At 56.8% G+C, this 20,802-nt stretch carries 22 protein-coding genes; 13 read left to right on the top strand and 9 right to left on the bottom strand.

Translation table 11 applies throughout. The features are described 5' to 3' along the window. Positions 1 to 21: 21 nt before the first annotated feature. Together GS646_RS08970 and GS646_RS08965 are read left to right on the top strand one after the other, a co-directional pair. On the top strand, positions 22 to 717 hold the full coding sequence (locus tag GS646_RS08970) for an MgtC/SapB family protein (protein ID WP_171089683.1): 696 nt from the start codon (positions 22 to 24) through the stop codon (positions 715 to 717). A 137-nt stretch (positions 718 to 854) separates the two neighbouring features. Beyond that, positions 855 to 2,399, top strand: coding sequence for a trimethylamine methyltransferase family protein (locus tag GS646_RS08965; RefSeq protein WP_171182941.1), 1,545 nt, complete (start codon positions 855 to 857; stop codon positions 2,397 to 2,399). On the opposite strand, the gene GS646_RS08960 is transcribed toward GS646_RS08965, so the two are convergent. Beyond that, a complete protein-coding gene (locus GS646_RS08960; RefSeq protein WP_171182943.1) occupies positions 2,400 to 2,699 on the bottom strand; it encodes a DUF6477 family protein in 300 nt (99 codons plus the stop codon). Positions 2,700 to 2,939: 240 nt separating this feature from the next. Here GS646_RS08960 and GS646_RS08955 point away from each other — a divergent pair, with 240 nt between their 5' ends. Next, complete coding sequence (locus tag GS646_RS08955) at positions 2,940 to 4,022, top strand: DUF6456 domain-containing protein (protein WP_171647055.1); 1,083 nt, start codon at positions 2,940 to 2,942, stop codon at positions 4,020 to 4,022. Positions 4,023 to 4,083: 61 nt separating this feature from the next. On the opposite strand, the gene GS646_RS08950 is transcribed toward GS646_RS08955, so the two are convergent. Beyond that, complete coding sequence (locus GS646_RS08950) at positions 4,084 to 4,632, bottom strand: peroxiredoxin (RefSeq protein WP_171182945.1); 549 nt, start codon at positions 4,630 to 4,632, stop codon at positions 4,084 to 4,086. Positions 4,633 to 4,891: 259 nt separating this feature from the next. Here GS646_RS08950 and lipA point away from each other — a divergent pair, with 259 nt between their 5' ends. Continuing rightward, positions 4,892 to 5,842 (top strand): lipoyl synthase, encoded by a 951-nt coding sequence (gene lipA / locus GS646_RS08945; protein ID WP_171182947.1) that lies wholly within the window; start codon positions 4,892 to 4,894, stop codon positions 5,840 to 5,842. Beyond that, positions 5,839 to 6,996, top strand: a complete 1,158-nt coding sequence (locus GS646_RS08940; RefSeq protein WP_171646860.1) for an amidohydrolase — start codon at positions 5,839 to 5,841, stop codon at positions 6,994 to 6,996. Before lipA ends, GS646_RS08940 begins: the two co-directional genes overlap by 4 nt. A gap of 6 nt (positions 6,997 to 7,002) precedes the next feature. On the opposite strand, the gene GS646_RS08935 is transcribed toward GS646_RS08940, so the two are convergent. After that, positions 7,003 to 7,359, bottom strand: coding sequence for a hypothetical protein (locus GS646_RS08935; RefSeq protein ID WP_171182951.1), 357 nt, complete (start codon positions 7,357 to 7,359; stop codon positions 7,003 to 7,005). Between the two features lie 120 nt (positions 7,360 to 7,479). Further along, positions 7,480 to 8,022 carry a hypoxanthine phosphoribosyltransferase gene (gene hpt, locus GS646_RS08930; protein WP_171089696.1) on the bottom strand — a complete coding sequence of 181 codons (543 nt, stop codon included), beginning with the start codon at positions 8,020 to 8,022 and terminating at the stop codon, positions 7,480 to 7,482. A gap of 72 nt (positions 8,023 to 8,094) precedes the next feature. Between hpt and GS646_RS08925 the strand changes: the two genes are divergently transcribed. Both GS646_RS08925 and GS646_RS08920 read left to right on the top strand, forming a co-directional pair. After that, entirely contained in the window at positions 8,095 to 8,541 is a 447-nt protein-coding gene (locus tag GS646_RS08925) for a type II toxin-antitoxin system RatA family toxin (RefSeq protein WP_171183625.1), read from the top strand. Between the two features lie 37 nt (positions 8,542 to 8,578). Further along, positions 8,579 to 9,871 carry an MmgE/PrpD family protein gene (locus tag GS646_RS08920; protein WP_171182952.1) on the top strand — a complete coding sequence of 431 codons (1,293 nt, stop codon included), beginning with the start codon at positions 8,579 to 8,581 and terminating at the stop codon, positions 9,869 to 9,871. On the opposite strand, the gene pyrC is transcribed toward GS646_RS08920, so the two are convergent. Then, the gene (gene pyrC, locus GS646_RS08915; RefSeq protein ID WP_171182954.1) at positions 9,868 to 10,905 is read right to left on the bottom strand and encodes a dihydroorotase; all 1,038 of its coding nucleotides are present in this window, start codon (positions 10,903 to 10,905) and stop codon (positions 9,868 to 9,870) included. The genes GS646_RS08920 and pyrC overlap by 4 nt on opposite strands. A 160-nt stretch (positions 10,906 to 11,065) precedes the next feature. On the opposite strand from pyrC, the gene GS646_RS08910 reads away from it, so the two are divergent. Further along, a complete protein-coding gene (locus GS646_RS08910; protein ID WP_171182956.1) occupies positions 11,066 to 11,974 on the top strand; it encodes a MoxR family ATPase in 909 nt (302 codons plus the stop codon). Between the two features lie 58 nt (positions 11,975 to 12,032). Continuing rightward, entirely contained in the window at positions 12,033 to 13,292 is a 1,260-nt protein-coding gene (locus tag GS646_RS08905; RefSeq protein WP_171646876.1) for a VWA domain-containing protein, read from the top strand. 4 nt (positions 13,293 to 13,296) lie between these two features. Here GS646_RS08905 and GS646_RS08900 read toward each other — a convergent pair whose 3' ends face one another. Then, positions 13,297 to 13,797, bottom strand: coding sequence for a hypothetical protein (locus tag GS646_RS08900; RefSeq protein WP_171089709.1), 501 nt, complete (start codon positions 13,795 to 13,797; stop codon positions 13,297 to 13,299). Between the two features lie 228 nt (positions 13,798 to 14,025). On the opposite strand from GS646_RS08900, the gene GS646_RS08895 reads away from it, so the two are divergent. Together GS646_RS08895 and GS646_RS08890 are read left to right on the top strand one after the other, a co-directional pair. Beyond that, positions 14,026 to 14,994, top strand: coding sequence for an XdhC family protein (locus GS646_RS08895; protein ID WP_171646878.1), 969 nt, complete (start codon positions 14,026 to 14,028; stop codon positions 14,992 to 14,994). After that, positions 14,991 to 15,992, top strand: a complete 1,002-nt coding sequence (locus GS646_RS08890) for a molybdopterin-binding protein (protein WP_171182962.1) — start codon at positions 14,991 to 14,993, stop codon at positions 15,990 to 15,992. Before GS646_RS08895 ends, GS646_RS08890 begins: the two co-directional genes overlap by 4 nt. A 38-nt stretch (positions 15,993 to 16,030) precedes the next feature. On the opposite strand, the gene GS646_RS08885 is transcribed toward GS646_RS08890, so the two are convergent. Continuing rightward, the gene (locus GS646_RS08885; protein WP_253758526.1) at positions 16,031 to 16,915 is read right to left on the bottom strand and encodes a MurR/RpiR family transcriptional regulator; all 885 of its coding nucleotides are present in this window, start codon (positions 16,913 to 16,915) and stop codon (positions 16,031 to 16,033) included. A gap of 104 nt (positions 16,916 to 17,019) precedes the next feature. Here GS646_RS08885 and GS646_RS08880 point away from each other — a divergent pair, with 104 nt between their 5' ends. Both GS646_RS08880 and GS646_RS08875 read left to right on the top strand, forming a co-directional pair. After that, the gene (locus GS646_RS08880) at positions 17,020 to 17,793 is read left to right on the top strand and encodes a 3-keto-5-aminohexanoate cleavage protein (RefSeq protein ID WP_171646880.1); all 774 of its coding nucleotides are present in this window, start codon (positions 17,020 to 17,022) and stop codon (positions 17,791 to 17,793) included. Continuing rightward, positions 17,790 to 19,106 carry an aspartate aminotransferase family protein gene (locus GS646_RS08875; protein ID WP_171182968.1) on the top strand — a complete coding sequence of 439 codons (1,317 nt, stop codon included), beginning with the start codon at positions 17,790 to 17,792 and terminating at the stop codon, positions 19,104 to 19,106. Before GS646_RS08880 ends, GS646_RS08875 begins: the two co-directional genes overlap by 4 nt. 68 nt (positions 19,107 to 19,174) lie before the next feature. On the opposite strand, the gene infC is transcribed toward GS646_RS08875, so the two are convergent. Further along, positions 19,175 to 19,723 (bottom strand): translation initiation factor IF-3, encoded by a 549-nt coding sequence (gene infC, locus GS646_RS08870; RefSeq protein WP_171091146.1) that lies wholly within the window; start codon positions 19,721 to 19,723, stop codon positions 19,175 to 19,177. 157 nt (positions 19,724 to 19,880) lie between these two features. Then, positions 19,881 to 20,714, bottom strand: a complete 834-nt coding sequence (locus GS646_RS08865) for a ferredoxin--NADP reductase (protein WP_171182969.1) — start codon at positions 20,712 to 20,714, stop codon at positions 19,881 to 19,883. Positions 20,715 to 20,802: the final 88 nt, after the last annotated feature.

The following is a 20,802-nucleotide window of genomic DNA, read 5'->3' as shown; positions in this document are numbered from 1 at the left end:
CGTCTGGATAAGGATCATGAATTGCCGATTTCGATAGAAATTGCCGCGCTGAATCTGGCGCTTGCGTTGTTTTGCGGGGCACTAATAGGGTCCGAACGGCAAGTCCGGCAGAGAATGGCCGGTTTGCGGACAAATGCGCTTGTGGCCCTGAGCGCCGCGGCCTTTGTTGTGTTTTCTGCTCTTTTTCCGGACGAAGTCAGCCCAACCCGTGTGGCCGCACAGGTCGTGTCGGGCATTGGCTTTTTAGGGGCCGGAATCATTTTCCGCCACGGATTCACGATCCACGGGCTGAACACGGCGGCAACCTTGTGGTGTTCGGCCGCTGTTGGAATGATGGCGGGGACGGGGGCTTGGTTATTCGCCTTGATGATGACTGGCTTCGTCATTTTTGTGAACCTTGGCCTTAGGCCCCTTGTCAAATGGCTCAAACGGACAACGCGCGCCGGCGTTCCGCTGACGCAGGAATTCAAGATTCTTTTGCAATGCAAGGAAGAGACGCAGGCCGATGCGCGCGTCGCGGTTCTCAAGGCGCTGGCCCAAAATGACATTCGCATCGTTGGGTTCGAGAAAGGGGACAGTGCTGACGGTTCGCAGACCATAGCGGTTCTTGTTTCGATGGAGGATCACCCCGAAGAGCTGCAGCACAAGGTGGTCGCGCCGTTGATGCTGGAGCCGAGTATCGAAAGCATTGAGTGGGATAGTGTTTCAGAGGCCTGATTAACTTTGAGGAGGTGTTTGCTGCTCGGCAGGGTGCCAATGTCGCTTTTTCCCCCAGAGCGCCGCAATCCCGATGCCTGAGTTCTGGTAAACCTGTATCAAAAGCTCCAATCTAACCAACCAGACGGGATTTTCTCATGGCAGAGGCAAACACCCGACGCAGGGCAAGAGGTGGCGGTGGCGCCGCCCGCCGTGCCGAGCGTACCGCAGTCCGTATCGAGACCGCGAAATACATTGAACGGAACATTCCGAATTTTGAGATCCTCAATGAAGAGGCGCTTGAAATCATCGAGAACAACGCGGAAACCGTGTTGGAAGAAATCGGCGTCAACTTCGTCGACAACCCCGCCGCGCTTGAACGCTGGCGCGATGCTGGTGCAGATATCGACGGCGAGCGTGTTCGCATCCCACGCGGTCTTGCGCGCGAGCTGATCAAAACCGCCCCCAGCGAGTTCACGCAGCACGCCCGCAACCCCGAGAAATCGGTGGTCATCGGTGGCCGCAACATGGTTCTGGCACCTGTTTACGGCCCTCCTTTTGTGCGTGATGCGCAAGGCGGCCGTCGCTATGCGACCATGGACGACTTCAACAAGTTCGTGAAACTGGCCTATATGTCCAAGTGGTTGCACCATTCGGGCGGCACGGTGTGCGAACCAACCGACATTCCGGTGAACAAACGCCACCTGGACATGCTGAAGGCGCATATGACCTTGTCAGACAAGCCTTTCATGGGCTCGGTGACAGATCCCAGCCGGGCGCAGGACTCGGTCGAGATGTGCGAGATCCTGTTCGGCAAGGAGTTCGTACAGGAAAATACAGTGATGACCTCACTGACCAACATCAACTCGCCGATGACGTTTGACGATGTGATGATGGGCGCGCTGGAGGTTTATGCGCGCAACAACCAGGCTTGCATCATCTCGCCCTTTATCGTGGGCGGCGCGATGGCTCCGGTTTCGGTTGCAGGCACCCTGACGCAGGTTTTGGCCGAAGTTTTGGCTGGTGTGGCCTATAGCCAGATCATCCGCCCCGGCGCGCCAGCGATCTTTGGTGCATTCGTGACCTCGATCGACATGAATTCGGGCGCACCCACCTTTGGTACGCCTGAAGCAGCACACATCACCTATGGTGCGGGTCAGTTGGCACGGCGCCTGAACTTGCCTTATCGTTCAGCTGGTTCCTTCTGTGGTTCAAAATTGCCAGACGCGCAGGCGGCTTACGAGACAGCAAACTCGCTGAACATGGGCCTGTTGTCCGGTGTGAACTTCATGCTGCATTCCTGTGGCTGGCTTGAGGGTGGCCTTGTTGCCGATTTCGAAAAGTTCGTCATGGATGCAGACCAGTTGGGTATTCTGCATTCATTGGCCAAGGGTGTCGCGTACGATGACAACGCGCAGGCCATGGACGCAATTCGCGAAGTGGGGCCGGGTGGCCACTATCTTGGCTGTGCGCACACGCAGGCAAACTTCAAGGAATCCTTCTGGAAGTCTGATCTGCTAGACTACAAGCCCTACGAGACCTGGCAGGAAGAGGGTGCACGTGACACGCGCGCATTGGCGTCCGCGCGGGTCGAGCATTTACTGGCAAACTACCAGCAACCGCATATGGATCCGGATACCGCCGCAGCGCTGGAAGCCTATATCGCCGAGAAAAAGGCTTCCATGCCGGATGCGTTCACCTGATCACTGAAAAGCTGAGGCGCGGTTGGCTTGATACAACTGCGCCTCACCCAACAGCGCGATAAGCAGATCCAGATGCCGCACCAGGGAATAGGCCGCATCTTCTTCTTTGCGCTGTTCGTTTACTTCTTTCTCCATCTCCATCAATCGCAGTAGGGCCTGTCCGGATCCGGGTAGCGACCCGTATCCCAGAATGCGCTGCAAGTGCCTGTCCCGATTGTAATCTCTGGCCCCGAACTTGGCCGTCCGCGCCAGCATACGAGGGCGGCGAAGGGTTGCGATCATCGTCATCAGGTCCTGCATATTTTGTCCCTTTACCTTAAGATTTCCGGGATCCCTTGGTGCACAACCTAAGCGGGTGGTGCCTTTGCATCAGTCTCGCCGAACGATGGTTTCACGACTGTTTATCTTTTTGAATCAAATCTGGTTTGTGCCTCGTACGGTTAACGAACGAGTAACGAATGGACCTCTAGTTAGAATTGGTTAACCCGCATTCCGAGGGCGAAAAGTAGCAGTTTGTTTTGTCGATGAGGGCAAATAATGATGGAAAACAACATGGCTTTCACCATTCCGGCATGGGTTCCAGAGGGGGCGCAAAGATACCTTGCCCATACCGAAACCTGCCGCTCGATCCGCGAAATAGCGCGGTCAGCTGGATGCCATGCGTCAACCATCCTAAGGCAAATTCGACGTATCGAAATGCGTCGCGATGATCCTCTGGTTGATGCGGCACTGCAATCGCTTGCTGAAACGCACTTTTCTGTTTCCGGCACGGGTAACAGATCATTTGCCTCTCAGGATGAGGCTGCTGAAGAGCAAGAGTTTGAGCGCGAAGCTTTGCGTATTCTGCGTCGCCTGAGCGAAACCGGATCCGTGCTTGCGGTGGCCGAGGAGATGGACAAGGCCGTTGTTGTCCGCGACACAGGTGACAGCGCTGCAACCAGAACTGCAGTGGTCGATTGCAAGATTGCACAGGCCTTGGCGCTCAAAGGCTGGATTTCCTGCGACAATCCCGGGCGTATCTCGCGGTGTCGGATCTCGTCAGCGGGACGAACGGCATTGAGCCGTTTGATCGCTCAGGCCAAAAACCAAGCCCGGGCCGGGACAGAGCCTGGCTTTGCCGAAGCGCAAAGTGGGTTTCACGCAAAGCCGTCAGGTGGGCTTGCTCAAAGCATTAGTCGTATTCGATATAGCGCCACGGAAAGTCCATTGACCGCTTTGGCACGGTGCCGCGATCGGGACGGAAAACCATTTCTGGATGAAACACTCGTGAAGGCCGGAGAGCGTTTGCGCGAAGCCTTCGAACTGGCGCAAATTGGTCCGCAGGTTTCACAGAACTGGGATCATTTCCTGACCGCGGATGGTCGCGGCACCTACGACAGTGATGCGCATGGGGGCAGGGGGTTTTCTGATGCAAGGGATAGAGTTGCGCGCGCACTGTCAGATCTGGGTCCGGGTCTGAGTGATGTTGCGCTGCGCTGTTGCTGTTATCTCGAAGGGCTGGAACTGGCGGAAAAGCGCATGGGGTGGTCGGCCCGGTCCGGCAAGATTGTCCTACGCATTGCATTGCAGAGGCTCAAACAACATTACAAGGATCAGGCTGAACGTGACCGCATGATCGGTTGAGAGTCACCAGAGACAAAAAGGCCCGCGCAAAACGGGCCTTTTTCATGCCTTAAGCCAGTGATCAGGCCAATTCCGGTTCTGCCGCTGCCTGAAGATGTGTCATCAGATTTTCCGGCGAAGATACGCCATAGGGATCTTCGGGGCAGTTATCCATCAGGCCGGGCTCTTCGAACCAAGCTTCGACCACGCCATCATTGACGATGGCGGCGTAGCGCCACGAACGCATGCCGAAACCCAGATTGTCTTTGTCGACCAGCATACCCATCTTGCGCGTGAACTCTGCCGAACCGTCAGGGATGACTTTGACGTTTTTCAAGCTTTGATCCTGCGCCCACTTGTTCATCACAAAGCTGTCGTTGACGGACATGCAGTAAATCTCGTCGATCCCTTGGGCGGTAAAATCGGCAAAGCCTTTCTCGAAACCCGGCAGTTGGTAGGTCGAGCAGGTCGGCGTGAACGCACCGGGCAATGAGAACAGGATTACGCGCTTGCCAGCGAAGTAATCGGCGGTTGTCTTGTCTTCCCAACGGAACGGGTTTGGGCCTTCAACAGCCTCGTCCCGGACACGTGTGTGGAAGGTCACGTCGGGCAGTTTCGCTCCGGTTTTCATGCTCAAGCTCCTGTGAGTAAGATGTGATCTGAGCGGGACTTAAAACAGTTCCAAAATACCTTCAATCGAAGAAGTTCTGCGCTTGCGAAGTTTTTTCTTGCCTTTGAGCTTTGAAAACAAAAGGTAAAAATATAGTTTAGCCTTAAATCATTTTGCTTGCGGAAAATACGCGCATAGCGGCTATGCGTCGCTGGTGTAACAATGGCGACTTGTTTATGTTATAGGTACACAAAGTTGACCCAAAGTCAGGATATCAGCCGTGCGAGATCTCAAGATCCCAGAACAACGCCATCCGGAAAAAGCGCATCGCCCGGATAACGCGCAACCCAAAAAGCCGAACTGGATCAGGGTCAAGGCACCGGGTGGCAAGGGCTATGCGGACACCCGCAAGATCATGCGTGACAACAATCTGGTAACGGTTTGTGAAGAAGCGGGTTGCCCCAATGTTGGCGAATGCTGGAGCCAGGGTCACGCCACAATGATGATCATGGGTGAGATCTGTACCCGCGGCTGTACCTTTTGCAACATCGCCACCGGGCGCCCTGACGAGTTGGATGCGTTTGAACCGGGTCGCGTGGCACATGCGGTTGAAAAGCTGGGCCTGAACCACGTTGTTATTACATCGGTGGACCGCGACGACCTGAATGATGGTGGAGCAGAGCATTTCGCGCAGACCATTCGCGCAGTGCGCCACCGTTCCCCGAAGACCACGATCGAAATTCTGACACCTGACTTCCTGAAATGTGAGCCTGAGGTGTTGGAGGTTGTGGTTCAGGCGAAACCCGATGTGTTCAACCACAATCTGGAAACCGTGCCGGGTTTATACCCCGAGGTCCGTCCCGGCGCGCGGTATTTTCACTCGCTGCGTTTGCTGCAACGTGTGAAAGAGCTGGACCCGTCGATTTTCACCAAATCCGGCATCATGGTTGGATTGGGCGAAGACGAGCAGCAAGTGCGTCAGGTCATGGATGACATGCGCGCCGCGGATATCGACTTTTTGACCATTGGTCAGTACCTGCAACCGACTCCAAAGCACCATGGTGTGGATCGCTTCGTCACGCCGGAAGAATTCGCCTCTTACGAAAAGGCGGCCTATGGAAAAGGCTTCCTGATGGTGTCGGCAACACCATTGACCCGGTCGTCTTACCACGCAGGCGACGATTTCGCCCGTCTGAGGGCGGCGCGTCAAGAAAAGCTGCAGCAAGCGTGACCCCGGATCTTGTCGCACGGCTGACCCGCCTGCGCCGCGAATTGCACCAGAACCCGGAACTTTCGGGGCAGGAAGTGCAAACTGCGGCGCGCGTCGCTGATTTGTTGCGCGAAGCCGGAGCAGATCGCGTTCTGACGGGCATCGGGGGACATGGAGTTGCCGGTGTTTTTGAAAGCGGGCAACCGGGTCCAACTCTAGCCATTCGGTGCGAGTTGGATGGCCTTCCGATCCAGGAAGTGGCTGATCTGCCTTATGTCTCGCAAACAGATTGCAAAGGGCATCTCTGCGGCCATGACGGCCACATGACAATGGTTCTGGGTATCGCTGACGCCTTGGGTCACAAACGTCCAAATTCCGGTCGCGTCGTTTTGATTTTCCAGCCTGCCGAAGAGACAGGGCAAGGCGCGGTCGCGTTCCGGGCAGATCCCCAATTTGCCGGGATTTCTCCGGATATCGTATTGTCCTTGCACAACTTGCCGGGGTTGGAGCTTGGAGCGGTCGAACTCTGCACCGGTCCGGCAAACTGTGCCTCGCGCGGTATGCAGGTTGTGCTGACGGGTAAGACCTCGCACGCGGCGGCGCCTCAAGATGGCGTGTCACCAGCGGGTGCCTTGGCCAAACTAATGCCAGCCTTGGCTGATTTAGGGGCGGGTGGCGACTTGAACGACGACTACGCCTTAACCACCGTCACGCACGCCAATCTGGGCGAGCGCACTGTGGGTGTTGCCCCCGGACGAGCTGAATTGTGGGTGACGCTGCGTACAGTCTCGGACCGACGGATGACGCGCCTGATCGACGAAGCCGAAGCGATGGTCCACAAGACGGCGCAGGACGAGGGACTTTCGGTGGAGATTTCTTACGATGAGGTCTTCGAAGCTTGCGTCAATCACCCGGAAACCGTCTCAATTCTGAAGCGATCCTGTGTTGATCAGGGAATTAAATGCCGGTTGGTCGATCAGCCGCAGCGATTTTCCGAGGATTTCGGGCAGTTTGGCAAGTGCGCAAATGCCGCCATGTTCTGGTTGGGATCGGGTCGGGATCATCCCCAACTGCACAATCCGGACTATGATTTTCCAGATGCGTTGATACCCGTAGGTGTTGGGATCTTCCTTAACGCTATTGATGCCACTCTTGGAAGGCGATCGTCAGTTTGAATTCATTCAGTTGGCGAGATCACTAACAATTCCAACAGCTTCTATGACTGTCTTTGTGTCGTCCGATATCGACAAAATCTCGTCGTCCACCCGAATATATCTTTGACCCGGGCCCAGTGGCTTGAGCTTCCAATTGTCGAGATCGTCAATGTAGTCAAATCGCAAGTCATCCGGCAACTTTTGGCCGCGCGTATATCTTTTGATTTGGCCGGGTGGAACCGCCTTGCCGTTTGACTTGATGGCTTTTTCCAACTTGTTTTTGTTGGCCCCTTGCCCTTTGCCTTTGTTGTCCTTTGCAGCGCCTGCACTGGCTAGGGCCACGATCGCCATAACAACACCAACTGTCGCGACAATACGCTTCATCAACAGACCTCCATTGTTTTAAAGAACTTTAGAGGAAAATATGAGCTTATGTCTATTTATATTCAGATAGCAGAATGGTTGGTTGGCAACCTACCCAAAAAGCAGTGAGTGAAGGCCAACTTATTCGCCCGTAAACCGGACCTTGCCGATAAAGGGCAGGTTTCTGTTTCGCTGCGCGTAGTCGATGCCGTAACCGACCACAAATTCGTCCGGGATCTCAAACCCGATCCAGTCTGAGCGGAAATCCACTTCACGACGACTGGGCTTGTCGAGCAGGGCAATGGATTTTAGGCGCGCGGGTTTGCGGCTTTGAAGAAGTTTGGTGACATGATTCAGCGTGTGACCTGTATCCACAATATCTTCAACGACCAGCACATCACGCCCTTCAATTGCGCCGCGCAAGTCCTTGAGAATACGAACTTCCCGACTGCTTTCCATGGCGTCGCCGTATGATGACGCCTCAAGGAAATCCACTTCGATCGGCAAATCCAATTCGCGGACCAGATCGGCGATAAAAACAAAACTGCCGCGCAACAAGCCCACGACAACCAGCTTGTCGGTGTTGCCGAATTCTGCTGTGATTTCGCGACAGAGCTCTTCAATTCTGGCAGCGATGGCCTTGGCCGAGATCATCTCATCTATCACATATGCGCGGTCAGTCATCGTTGCCCCCTTGATCTTTGGCGCGCAACATACGACATGACGCGCCATTGTCACCTGCAAATACCGGACGTCATGCCTATCCATTCGGAAACTCGCCACCTGCCATACACGGCCCAGCAGATGTATGATCTGGTGGCGGACGTGGCCAAGTATCCGCAGTTTCTACCGTGGTGCGCTGCAGCTCGGATCCGCAAGACATATGCTGTGGGCGAGGCGCAGGTGATGGAAGCTGATCTGGTCATCTCGTTCAAAGTGTTCCGCGAACGTTTTGGCAGCCGGGTGACTCTATTTGCAGACCAGAAGAAGATCGATACCGAGTATCTGGATGGCCCCTTCAAATACATGAAGTCCGACTGGCAATTCGAGGATGCGCCGGATGGAGGCTGCAATATCTCGTTCCACGTGGATTTCGAGTTCAAGAACGCGATTCTGCAAGGGATCATTGGCGTCGTGTTCAACGAAGCCATGCAAAGGATCGTACGTGCGTTCGAGGCGCGGGCCCAAGAACTCTACGGCTAGGTCTTTACGCGGCAATTGCGCTCGCTAGACTGCGCCCATGACGGATTTCACTTCATCATTGGCCGCGTTTGCGGCGGGACCGATTTCAACAACATCTCAGGCGCGGATTGTGACGTCTCTGTCCGTGCTGGACTGGGTTGCGGTTGGTCGAGCGGGTGCGAACGAACCTGTCTCATCCATCATTCGCAAGATGGTTCTGGACGAGGGTGGTCAGGCACAGGCCCATCTATTTGGCGGAGGCGAAGCGCCATTGCGCGGAGCCGCGTTGGTGAATGGCACCGTGTCTCATGCGCTGGATTATGACGACACGCATTTTGCCCATATCGGGCATCCGTCTGTTGCCATCCTTCCGGCGGCGCTTGCTGTGGCCGAGTGGGATGATCGTATTCTGGTCGACTTGCTCGAAGCCGCTTTGATTGGGATGGAAACCTCAATTCGTGTTGGCCTGTGGTTGGGTCGGGGGCACTATCAGGTCGGGTTTCACCAGACAGCCACGTCCGGCGCATTTGGGGCCGCCGTCGCCGCAGGGCGATTGTTGGGCTTCGATATAAACCAGATGCGATCCGTTTTGGGTCTGACCGCCACCCGTGCAGCCGGACTGAAGGCGCAGTTCGGGACGATGGGCAAGCCATATAACGCGGGCCTTGCGGCGTCAGCCGGTGTCGAAACAGCCTTGCTGGTGCAGCACGGGTTTCAGGCCAATGCCGATGCGCTCGAAGGCCCGTTTGGCTTTGGTGCAACCCATCAGGGCGTGTCTGATTTAAGCGCGCTGGACGGTTTGGGCGATGAATGGTTGTTCGAAAGCGTCAGTCACAAGTTCCATGCCTGTTGTCACGGCTTGCACGCCGCGCTCGAAGCGGCGCGGGAACTGGACATCGCCGAGCCTGAAGTGGCCGAGATCAAGATCAAAACCCATCCGCGTTGGATGAGTGTGTGCAATCAGCTGACACCTGCAAGCGGGTTAGGGGCTAAATTCTCATACCGCACTGTCATCGCGATGCAGGCCCTGGGATATGATACCGCCTTGCCCGGCAGTTATACGGATAAGGTTTGCGCTGACCCACGCATTACGTCCTTGCGCGACCGCATCACTGTTGAAGCAGATGAAAGCTTGTCAGAGACACAGGCGCATTTGGCCTTGCTGCGCCGCGACGGTATTCGTCGTGAGGCAACGCATGATCTGCTGACCCCAATGTCACTGTCTGACCGCGAGGACCGTGTCCGCGCCAAAGCGGCCAAGTTGATCGGCACGGATAAGGCGGACGCGATCTGGTCAATGCTGCGCACCGGAGGTCGCGCCCGCGATCTGGCTGTCAAACTGACAGGTTAAACCACGCGCCAATGCAACGGAAAGCCGGGGTCGAAAACGGTGACGGGTCCGTCTCCGGTTTCGATCTTGTCGGGGTATTCGACCGGCTCGCCCTTGGTCAGCGTGATGGTGTCCTCGTTCACGGGCATTCGATAGAAAGCGGGACCATTCAGCGACACAAAGCCTTCCAGCTTGTCCAATGCACTTTCGCGGTCGAACATCTCGGCCACCAGGGACATAGTGTTGGTTGCCGTGAAGCATCCCGCGCAACCACAGGCCATTTCCTTGTTGTCATCCGTATGCGGAGCGCTGTCGGTGCCAAGGAAATACCGCGGATCGCCCGAGGTGGCGGCTTTCAACAACTCCAACCGATGCTCTTCACGTTTGGCGACGGGCAGGCAGTAATAATGCGGTTTGATCCCGCCAACCAGAATGTGGTTGCGGTTGATGATCAGGTGATGCGCCGTGATTGTTGCGCCCAGATTTGCCTCATTGGCTTTGACATACTGAACACCGTCTCGGGTGGTGATATGCTCCATCACCACGCGCAGACCCGGAGTGGCCTTTCGGATCGGGTCCAGTACACGGTCGATGAACACTGCCTCACGGTCAAAAATGTCGATCTCCGCGTCGGTGACTTCACCGTGCACACACAGGGGCAAGCCAATCTCGGCCATACGCTCCAGCACAGGACGCACGTTGTCAAAGTTCCTCACGCCCGAATGCGAGTTGGTCGTAGCCCCTGCGGGGTACAGCTTCACGGCCTTGACCAAACCGCTTGCATGGGCAGCCGCCAGATCGTCCGGGTCCGTATCCTCGGTCAGATAAAGTGTCATCAACGGCTCAAACGTCATATCGTCGGGCAGCGCGGCCATGATGCGGTCGCGATAAGCCGCAGCGTGCGCGCCGGTGACAACCGGAGGCACCAGATTGGGCATGATGATCGCACGGCCAAAATGGCGCGCGGTTTCGGGCAGAACGGCCTGCAGCATGGCGCCATCGCGCAGATGCAGATGCCAGTCGTCGGGGCGGCGGATCGTGAGGGTATCGGTCATGGCTTTCCGCTAGCATAGCTGTTGAAAAAGACCAACCGCGACCGCGCGCCTTGGCAAAAAAACTTGTCAACCAACCGGAACGTCGTAGCTGTGTCTTGGCGCGAGGTCTTGACGCGCAGGTCGGTGCATGACCTGTTTGTCCGCTAAGGAGAGAGGGTTCATGACGCAACCAAATTCAATTGATGCCGTGCAGCAGATGTTGGGAGCCCAGGGCTATGTCTGCGGACGCGCCCTTGCGACTGTTGTTTTTCTGTCGTTGAAACTGGGCCGACCGTTGTTTCTTGAGGGCGAAGCGGGCGTTGGTAAAACCGAGATCGCCAAAGCGCTGGCTGCGGGGTTAAATCGCCGTCTTATCCGTCTGCAATGCTACGAAGGTCTGGATGCGTCCTCCGCCGTTTACGAATGGAACTTTCCGGCGCAGATGGTGGCGATCCGTACGGCTGAGGCGTCGGGCGGGGCGGACCGAAGCGCGCTTCAGGCGGAATTGTTCTCAGACGAATACCTGATCGAACGCCCCTTGTTGCAAGCGATGCGGCCTGATGAATATGGCGCGCCGGTTCTGCTGATCGACGAGCTGGACCGCACCGACGAACCTTTCGAAGCCTTCCTGCTTGAGGCCCTCAGCGATTTTCAGGTCACGATCCCGGAACTCGGCACCGTCAAAGCGCCCGTGCCGCCCGTTGTCATTGTCACGTCAAACCGCACGCGCGAGGTGCATGACGCCCTCAAACGCCGCTGCCTTTATCATTGGGTCGACTATCCCGATTTCGAGCGCGAAATCGAAATCCTGCACGCCCGTGCACCTGAAGCGGCTGATGCGCTCAGCCGTGAGGTCGTGGCCTTTGTTCAACGACTACGCACCGAGGACCTGTTCAAGAAACCCGGTGTGGCTGAGACCATTGACTGGGCCAAATGCTTGCTGGCGCTGGATGTGATGAACCTCAGCCCAGAGGTGATCGGCGACACTCTGGGCGCAATCCTGAAATACCAGGACGACATCCAGAAACTGCAAGGGTCCGAGGCGAAACGCATTCTGGACGAGGCCAAGGCGACCCTCGAACCGGCCTGATGCTTCATCTTTTCACAAATACTCCGGGGGTATGGGGGCAGAGCCCCCATGGATGCTGATGGCAGAACAACTCCCTCTGGACATACCGGACAATCCAAAGCTGGCGCAGAATATCACGCACTTCGCCCGTGCCCTCAGAAAGGCGGGTTTGCCAATTGGCCCAGGGCGCGTGATTGATGCCATCAACGCCGTGCAGGCGGCTGGGTTTACTAAGAAACGGGACTTTTACTGGACTCTGCACGCCTGTTTTGTGAACCGCCCGGAACATCGAACGGTGTTCGCGCAAGTCTTCCGAATGTATTGGCGTGATCCACGATACATGGAACACATGATGGCCATGATGCTGCCCGCCATTCGCGGCGTGCAGGAAGAGCGTAAAGCGGACGCGGGTGAAAAACGGGCGGCCGAGGCACTGTTGGACGGCGTCGAACGGGATATGCCTGAACCTGCCGCGCAAGACGAAGGCGAAACTGAAATCGAGATAGACGCCACTCAGACGGCGTCATCCGAGGAACGACTGCGCAATCTGGATTTTGAACAGATGAGCACCGCTGAAATAGCGCAAGCCAAACGCGTCTTGGCGCGGATGACTCTGCCGGTCAAACCCATCGAGTCGCGCCGGGGGCAGGCGAGCCATCTTGGGCACCGAATAGACCGGGCGCGCACCTTGCGCGGGGCTATGCGGCAAGGCGGAGAGCTGCACGATATCTACAGGCTACGGCCCAAGCCACGCTGGCCCAACCTTGTGGCATTGTGTGATATCTCAGGATCGATGAGCCAATACAGTCGGATTATCCTGCATTTCCTGCATACGGTATCGAACGCCAAAGGTGCAGGCTGGGCCAAAGTTCATGCTTTCACTTTCGGCACCCGCCTGACCAACATCACCCGACATTTACGTCAACGGGATGTGGATGCAGCGCTTGCCGCCGCCGGGGCCGAGGCGCAGGATTGGGAAGGCGGCACGCGTATAGGAGAGTGCCTTCACCAATTCAACCGTGACTGGTCGCGCCGCGTCATGGGGCAGGGGGCGGTTGTCTTGCTCATTACCGATGGGTTGGAGCGGGGCGATCCTAAGGTTCTGCAAAAAGAGATCGAGCGCCTGCACCTGTCTTCAAAACGGCTGATCTGGCTGAATCCGTTGCTGCGCTGGGACGGGTTCGCCCCAAAAGCGCAAGGCGTGGCGACCATGCTGCCGCATGTGGACAGTTTCCGGGCAGGGCATTCCATTGCCTCACTCGAAGACCTGGCCGACGTGATTTCAAAACCCGACGACCAGGGTCAGAAAGCCCGGCTGATGGCCGCGCTTTCCAGTTAGTCGACTACGACAGCTGCTCGTCGTTGCACTTACGCGCCATTTCCATAGCTTTGTATGTGCCGGTCAGATCAACAGTGAAGGCATACGCTGTCTCGGGGAACACGATCATGACCTTTTTCTTGGCCAGATCGTCCGCGAATTGAGGATTGTCCGACAGAATGTAACCGCCTGAATAACCCTTGGTGATGTTGCCTTTCATACCTGTGGCTTCACCCAAGTAGATGTTGTCACCAATCAGGATGGCAACCTCTTGCGTCTCGCCCCGTTTGATATCGGTGTCAGCTTTGGTGAACACACCGACATAACCGACGCTGCGATCTTCGGTCAGACCCATCTGCACGACGTTTTCCGCATCATCCACGGCCTCGATCAGGCAGGATTTCCGTTCATTGTCGATGAAGACTTTCCAGCCCTCGACTTCTCCATACCGTTGGAATGTGTCAGCCCACGCCGCCGTCGAGGCCAAAAGACCTACTGCGGCACCCAGTGTCAAAAAACGTTTCAACTGCTTGTCTCCGATATATAAATTTTGGATACGCAGTCCGGTACAATACCGGTTGCATGTGCAAGCTAGAGCTCTGACACCTAACAATCAATCCTATGATTTGTTGAATGTGGTTCAGCCATTGATAGCGCTGAAAAAGAACAGACATAGACCTTTTGGCTAGACTGCCGCGCTTTTCTTCGCGTCAATCCTGCCTATGTTGGAAACGGGTGACATCTGGAGGGTTTGATGGAGCGATTCGACAACAGCCCGGAAACGGCTTTGGGCTGGCACCGCAGCGGGCGGGGCGCGGCCTTGGCGACCGTTGTCGAAACCTGGGGCAGCGCGCCGAGACGCGTAGGGTCTCAACTGGTGATCGGCGGCGACGGGCGGATTGAAGGCTCGGTTTCCGGCGGCTGTGTAGAAGGTGCGGTGATCGTTGAAGCGCTTGAAGCCTTGGACGAGGGCGAAGCCCGGCTTTTGGAATTTGGCGTCAGCGACGAGGATGCCTTTGCCGTTGGTCTGGCCTGCGGCGGTACGATCCGTGTTCTGGTCGAACCCATTGGAAAGGTCCTGCCCGAGCCCATGCTGGCAGAATTGGTCGCAGCCCGTGCCGCACGCGAGCCGGTGGCGTATGAAGTGAATACAAACACCGGGCACAGGGCTTTGCGCCGCAACGTTTATGCGGAACGGCTGCGTATGGATCGGTCCGGTTTTGAGGAGGACGGCGAAACCTTTGTGGCGGTTCACAACCCACCTTTGCGGCTGATCGTTGTGGGTGCCGTCCATATCGCACAGGCACTTGTACCGATGGCGCGCATTGCGGGCTATGATCCGGCCATCATCGATCCGCGCGATGCCTTTGCATCCAGCGCGCGATTTCCGGGGGAAACGATCCTGACTGATTGGCCGGACGAAGCGGTGGCCAAGCTGGGGCTGGACGCGCGGACCGCCATTGTCTTGCTGACCCATGATCCCAAGCTGGACGACCCGGCGCTGCAAGCGGCACTTGATGCAGGTGTATTTTATATCGGCGCTCTGGGCTCGACGCGCACCCATGCCAAACGGGTGGATCGCATGAAAGCTGCAGGGTTCACTGAGGAACAGATTTCCAGAATTCACGGCCCGATCGGATTGGATATTGGTGCTGCGGGACCTGCAGAAATCGCCGTTGCTATTCTTGCTCAGATGACAGCGGTCTTGCGGGGCAAAGCATGAGGTTTGGCCCGGTTCCCGTAGCGCAGGCCGAAGGGGCCATTCTGGCGCATTCGGTCACTGCAGGTGGGCGCAAGCTGCGAAAGGGACTGGCATTGCAGCCCGAACATATCGTGCAGTTGACGCAAGCTGGTCTAAGCGAAGTCATTGTCGCACAGCTTGATACCGGTGACTGCCATGAGGACGAGGCCGCACGTAACTTGGCGGCAGCCCTTGCGCCTGATGCTGCCGCAGCCAACCTGCGCGTGACCGAGGCGTTTACCGGGCGGGTCAACCTTTTGGCCGATGGACCGGGGGTGGCCGTTTTGGATGTCGCTGCGCTTGAGCGGTTCAACCAAGTCAATCCGATGATCACAGTGGCCACGGTGCCCCAGCATCAGCAAATGGGACCAGGTGGTATGGTGGCGACCATCAAGGTCATCTCTTACGCTGTGCCGGCAGAGGATGTCCAACGCGCCGCCGGTTTGGCACAGGGCGCAATACGTTTGGCGCGTCCGGTTCACCAAACAGCCGGGCTGATCGTGACGGACATTCCGGGCGGACCATCAAATGAGAAAGGGATTGCCGCCATTCGAGGGCGGGTCGAGTTGCTGGATATGAACCTGTGTGATGTGCAGATCGTTCCGCACCGGGTCGAAGCTCTGGCCGAAGCAGTCTCGCAAAGCGATGGGGATGTGCTGATGATCCTGACAGGGTCTGCGACGTCGGACACTGAAGATGTAGCACCGTCGGCTGTGCGTCTGGCTGGCGGGCAGGTGGATCGCTTTGGAATGCCGGTGGATCCGGGAAACCTCTTGTTTTTGGGCGCCTTGCAAGATCGCCCGGTGATTGGATTGCCCGGTTGCGCGCGCTCTCCGGCGTTGAACGGTGCCGATTGGGTTCTATCCAGAATCGCGTGTGGAATTGAGACTAGGGGTGCAGACATTGCAGCGATGGGGGTTGGCGGGCTTCTAAAGGAAATCCCGACCAGACCGCAGCCCCGTGCTAAACGGAAAACCTAGCCGAATAGCTGCGCGCGGGCCGCGACGCAGCCAGGTTGTTAGGGCTTCCTGAGCTTTGGCAAAACACCGGGCCGCCAATAGGCGCCCGTGTCTTCCCTTGCTTTTTGATACTGTTCCACGCGGTCCCGGGCCTCTTTGCCGCTGGCCTCAAAAAGATGCCCGAGCAAACATTCCAACACGGCCATCGCGCCGGAAAAGCTTGAGAATGGGTGCAATGTCCGGGTGCTGACAGGCAGAACCACATCCGGTTCAACCCCGGGTGCGATCACCTCGCTGTCCGACAGCAACACGATGCGCATGGACCTGTCACGAGCAAATCGCATCGACTGGATTGTGTCGGCGGAATAGGGATGGACGGTGATGGCAAACAAACAATCTTCATCTGTGGCCTCGACTAAATCGTCGATAGCTGACCCCATGTGGCGGGGCACCAGTTGCAATCCGGGATGGGCCATGCGGCCTGCGTAGTGAAAGTAATAGGCCAGGGCGTGGCTGGACCGGGTCGCGGTAACGTAACAGCGCCGCGCGGAAACCATGTGCCCGATGGCGTGTTGCGTCAGATGCGGATCCATCAGGCGCAGGGATCGCGAAACAACATTCATCTCGTTCTGAGCGAATTTGACTTGCGCCAGATGAAACGGGTCTTGCCCCGCCGAAGCTTCTAACCAGCCTTGCCCCAGCCGGTCTTCGCTGTCCGTTGTCAAGGCGCGGCGAAACGGTTGGCGAAAAGCATCGAAGCTGTCAAAGCCCATGCGCTGTGCAAGCCGTACCAACACGTTTGAACTGATGCCGATCCTGTCGGCGGTTTCGCGGATTGGGTTCAGCCCAAAGTCGCCAGGATGATCGACAACATACTTCGCCGCGACCTGCATTTGCGCAGGCATCTGATCGATCTCGCGCCTTAACTGATCCGTGAGTGCCATCAGGGTAGGGGTCATGGCTAAAATAAAAACATATGTTTTCTATGGGGTAAATTGAAAACGAATGGAGTGGGGTCTAGGTGCACCCTTGTACAAGGAAAGAACAGATGAATCCCATCCCTGCCGACGACAACAAAACCCTCTATATTCTAGTCGCGCCCAATGGCGCGCGGCGAACTGCAGCAGATCATCCTGCCCTGCCGGTCACGATAGATCAGATCGTCAAAACTGCGCGGGCCTGCCACCTTACAGGGGCGCAGGGCATTCATGTTCATGTACGGGACGCGAAGGGTCAGCACTCGCTGGACGCTGGATCATATCTGGAAACGATCGCCGAATTGCGCCGCATCGCGCCGGGATTGGATGTTCAAATCACAACCGAAGCGGCAGGGATATTTGACGTTCCCGCGCAGCTGGCCTGCTTGGAGCAGGTGCGTCCAGACTGGGCCTCGATTTCGGTACGAGAGATTGCGCGCGACCCCAACCTTGCACCGCGTGTCTATGCGCTCTGCGCTGATCAGGGAACGCGGGTGCAGCATATTCTGTACGATGCGGAAGACGCTCGGCTGTTGGACCAGTGGCAGCAGGATGACATTGTCCGTAAGGATCAGACGGACCGGCTGTTTGTTCTGGGACGCTATAGCGACGGTCAGCAATCTGTACCGGCAGATCTGGATGCCTTCCCGAACTGTCAAAACCATTGGATGGTCTGCGCGTTTGGCACACAAGAACACGCCTGTCTGGCCGAAGCAGCGCGGCGCGGGGGTGATGTGCGCGTTGGATTTGAAAATAGCCTGACGGGGCCGGATGGCACGCCGTGGGCGGATAATGCGGCTTCGGTCGCGGCTTTGGTTGAACTGCTTGGAAAGGCCAGAACATGAGTCACGTATTCCCGCGCCACACCAAATCGGATCTGCCCATCGCAGCAGGTGGGGATGGGTGCTATCTGATCGACGCGCAAGGCAAGCGGTATCTGGACTGCGGTGACGCGGCCGTGTCTTGCCTGGGGCATTCCAACCCTGCAGTGATCCGCGCGGTTCAAGAACAGGTGGAACAGATCGCCTTTGCCCACAGCGGTTTCATGACCTCTGAACCGGCTGAGGCGCTGGCGGATCTGTTGATCCAGCATGCGCCGGGCGATTTGGACAGGGTCTATTTCGTATCGGGCGGGTCTGAGGCAACCGAGGCGGCGATCAAACTGGCACGTCAGTATTTCCTTGAAATCGGTCAGCCAGAGCGTCGGCATGTCATCGCGCGAAAACAAAGCTACCACGGCAACACGCTGGGCGCTTTGTCTGCCGGGGGCAACGCCTGGAGGCGTGCTCAGTTCGCGCCCATGCTGATCGAGATGACCCATATTTCGGCCTGTTATGAATATGCCGAAAAACCCGAGGGCGAAAGCAGCTTTGACTATGGTCAGCGCGTTGCCAACGAGCTAGAGGTCGAAATCCTGCGCCTGGGCCCCGAGACTGTCATGGCGTTCATGGCGGAACCGGTGGTTGGTGCAACGCTCGGCGCGGTTCCGGCGGTTGAAGGGTATTTCAAACGTATCCGAGAAATCTGCGACCAATACGGGGTGCTGTTGATCCTGGATGAGGTAATGTGTGGCATGGGGCGTACAGGTCACCTGTTTGCCTGCGATCATGACGGCATCGAGCCTGATATACTGTGCATCGCCAAAGGCTTAGGGGCCGGATATCAACCGATCGGAGCCATGCTGTGCACTGGTGCGATCTATGATGCTATTCGGGATGGGTCAGGGTTTTTCCAACATGGGCACACCTATATCGGTCACCCGGTTGCCACAGCCGCTGCGCTCGCGGTGGTCCGTGAGCTGACGGACCGAGACTTGCCAGCCCGCGCCGGGGTCATGGGAGACAAAGTGCATTCGGCCCTTGAGGCAGCGTTTGGACAGCACGCAAATGTTGGCGATCTGCGCGGGCGGGGCCTCTTCCGCGGGATCGAACTTGTGTCGGATCGGGGTACCAAAGCTCCGTTCGATCCGTCCCTGGGCATCGCCGGAAAGGTGAAAAAGGCTGCAATGGCTGAAGGCTTGATCTGTTACCCCATGGCGGGGACACGGGATGGGCGAAACGGGGATCACATTCTACTGGCACCTCCGTTCATCATCGAAGACGCGCAGATTGACGAACTTGTCGGCAAATTGCGGCGGGCTTTGAACGCGGTCATCTAACAGTTGTAGAAACCAAAAGGCTCTCGCCAATCCAGCGAGAGCCTGTGATCTTGCAGCCTGTGTTTGGCTTATTTCTGGGGAAGCGGGCCGATCATCATGATCATCTGACGGCCTTCCATCTTCGGCATGTTTTCAACCTTGCCGATTTCCTTGATGTCCTCGGCCACACGCTCCAACAATTCGCGCCCCAGATTCTGGTGCGCCATTTCACGTCCGCGGAACCGTAGCGTGACTTTGACCTTGTCACCTTTCTCAAGAAACTTGACGACGTTCTTCATCTTGACGTCGTAGTCATGGGTATCGGTGTTGGGCCGGAATTTGACCTCTTTCACCTCGATGACTTTTTGCTTCTTGCGGGCTTCGCTTTCGCGTTTTTGCTGTTCGTATTTGTATTTGCCGAAATCCATGATCTTGCAGACCGGCGGGTTCGCATTGGGCGAGATCTCGACAAGGTCAAGGCCGGCATCGGCCGCAAGTTGCATGGCTTTGGCGGGATGAACCACCCCGACATTTTCACCTTCGGCACCAATCAGGCGAATTTCGGGGGCACGGATTCTGTCATTGACGCGCGGGCCGGTTTCTCGTTGAGGCGGCGCGTTGTGAGGTCTGCGAGCTATGGGTTCATTCCTTTGATAATTGCAGAATTTCGAGCCCGGAATTTAAACCGGGCTGCGCCGCACTTCAAGCGGCATAAATACAGGATGATGTGAAAAAACTTGTTTTATCGGGCATTCTTCGCGTTCAGAGCCGGAAAGCCCCGAACGCAAATTGGAATTACCCAACAAAGGCTTTTTCGATCACGAATTCCTTCGGGTCGGAATTTGCACCTTCGCGCAGGCCGAACCCTTCGAGGATTTCCTTGATATCCAGGTTGAAGGCCAACGATCCACAAACCATCGCGCGGTCGGTTTCAGGCTTGATGCCGCCTTCGATGCCCAGATCTTCAAACACGGTGCCGTCCTGAAGCAGGGTGGTGATACGGCCCATTTTGGGGCTGTCTTCCCGGGTAGTGGTCGGGTAGTAGCGGATTTTGTCCGCAAACCCTTCGCCCATCAGCTCAGCCAGCAGTTCGTCCTGACGGATGTTTTCGATCAGCTGACGGCCATACTCCAGTTCAGCAACTTCGCGGCAGGTGTGGGTGATGATGACCTCGTCATAATCCTCATAGGTCTGCGGTTCACGCAGCAGCGAGGCAAAAGGTGCAAAGCCGGTGCCGGTGGCAAAGAACCACAGGCGTTTGCCGGGCAGCAGGGCGTCATGCACCAGCGTACCAACCGGCTTGGGGCGCAGGATGATCTGATCGCCGGGCTTGATGTGTTGCAGTTTCGAAGTCAGCGGGCCGTTCTGAACCTTGATCGAATAGAACTCCAACTCTTCGTCCCAGGACGGCGAAGCAATCGAATAGGCGCGCAGCAACGGTTTGCCGTTATCACCCAAAAGGCCGATCATCACAAACTCACCCGAACGAAAGCGCAGCGAGGCCGGGCGCGAGACCTTGAACGAGAACAGGCTATCAGTCCAGTGCGTCACCTCGGTGACAGTCTGGGCATCTGGCAGAACGGGGGCCTTAACGGCGGTTGCTTCACTCACGGATTTCATCTCTGTCATCATTTCACTGCCGGTCAGCTAAACCGACATCTCCGTTTAATCTTTGATCCAAGTCAGGAAAAGGGGACAGATTGCCCCCTTACATCAC

It is taken from the genome of Ruegeria sp. HKCCD4315, from assembly GCF_013112245.1.
GTDB lineage: Bacteria > Pseudomonadota > Alphaproteobacteria > Rhodobacterales > Rhodobacteraceae > Ruegeria.
Note: the sequence above shows the minus strand (reverse complement) of the source record. Positions and strands in the feature narration are given on the sequence as shown.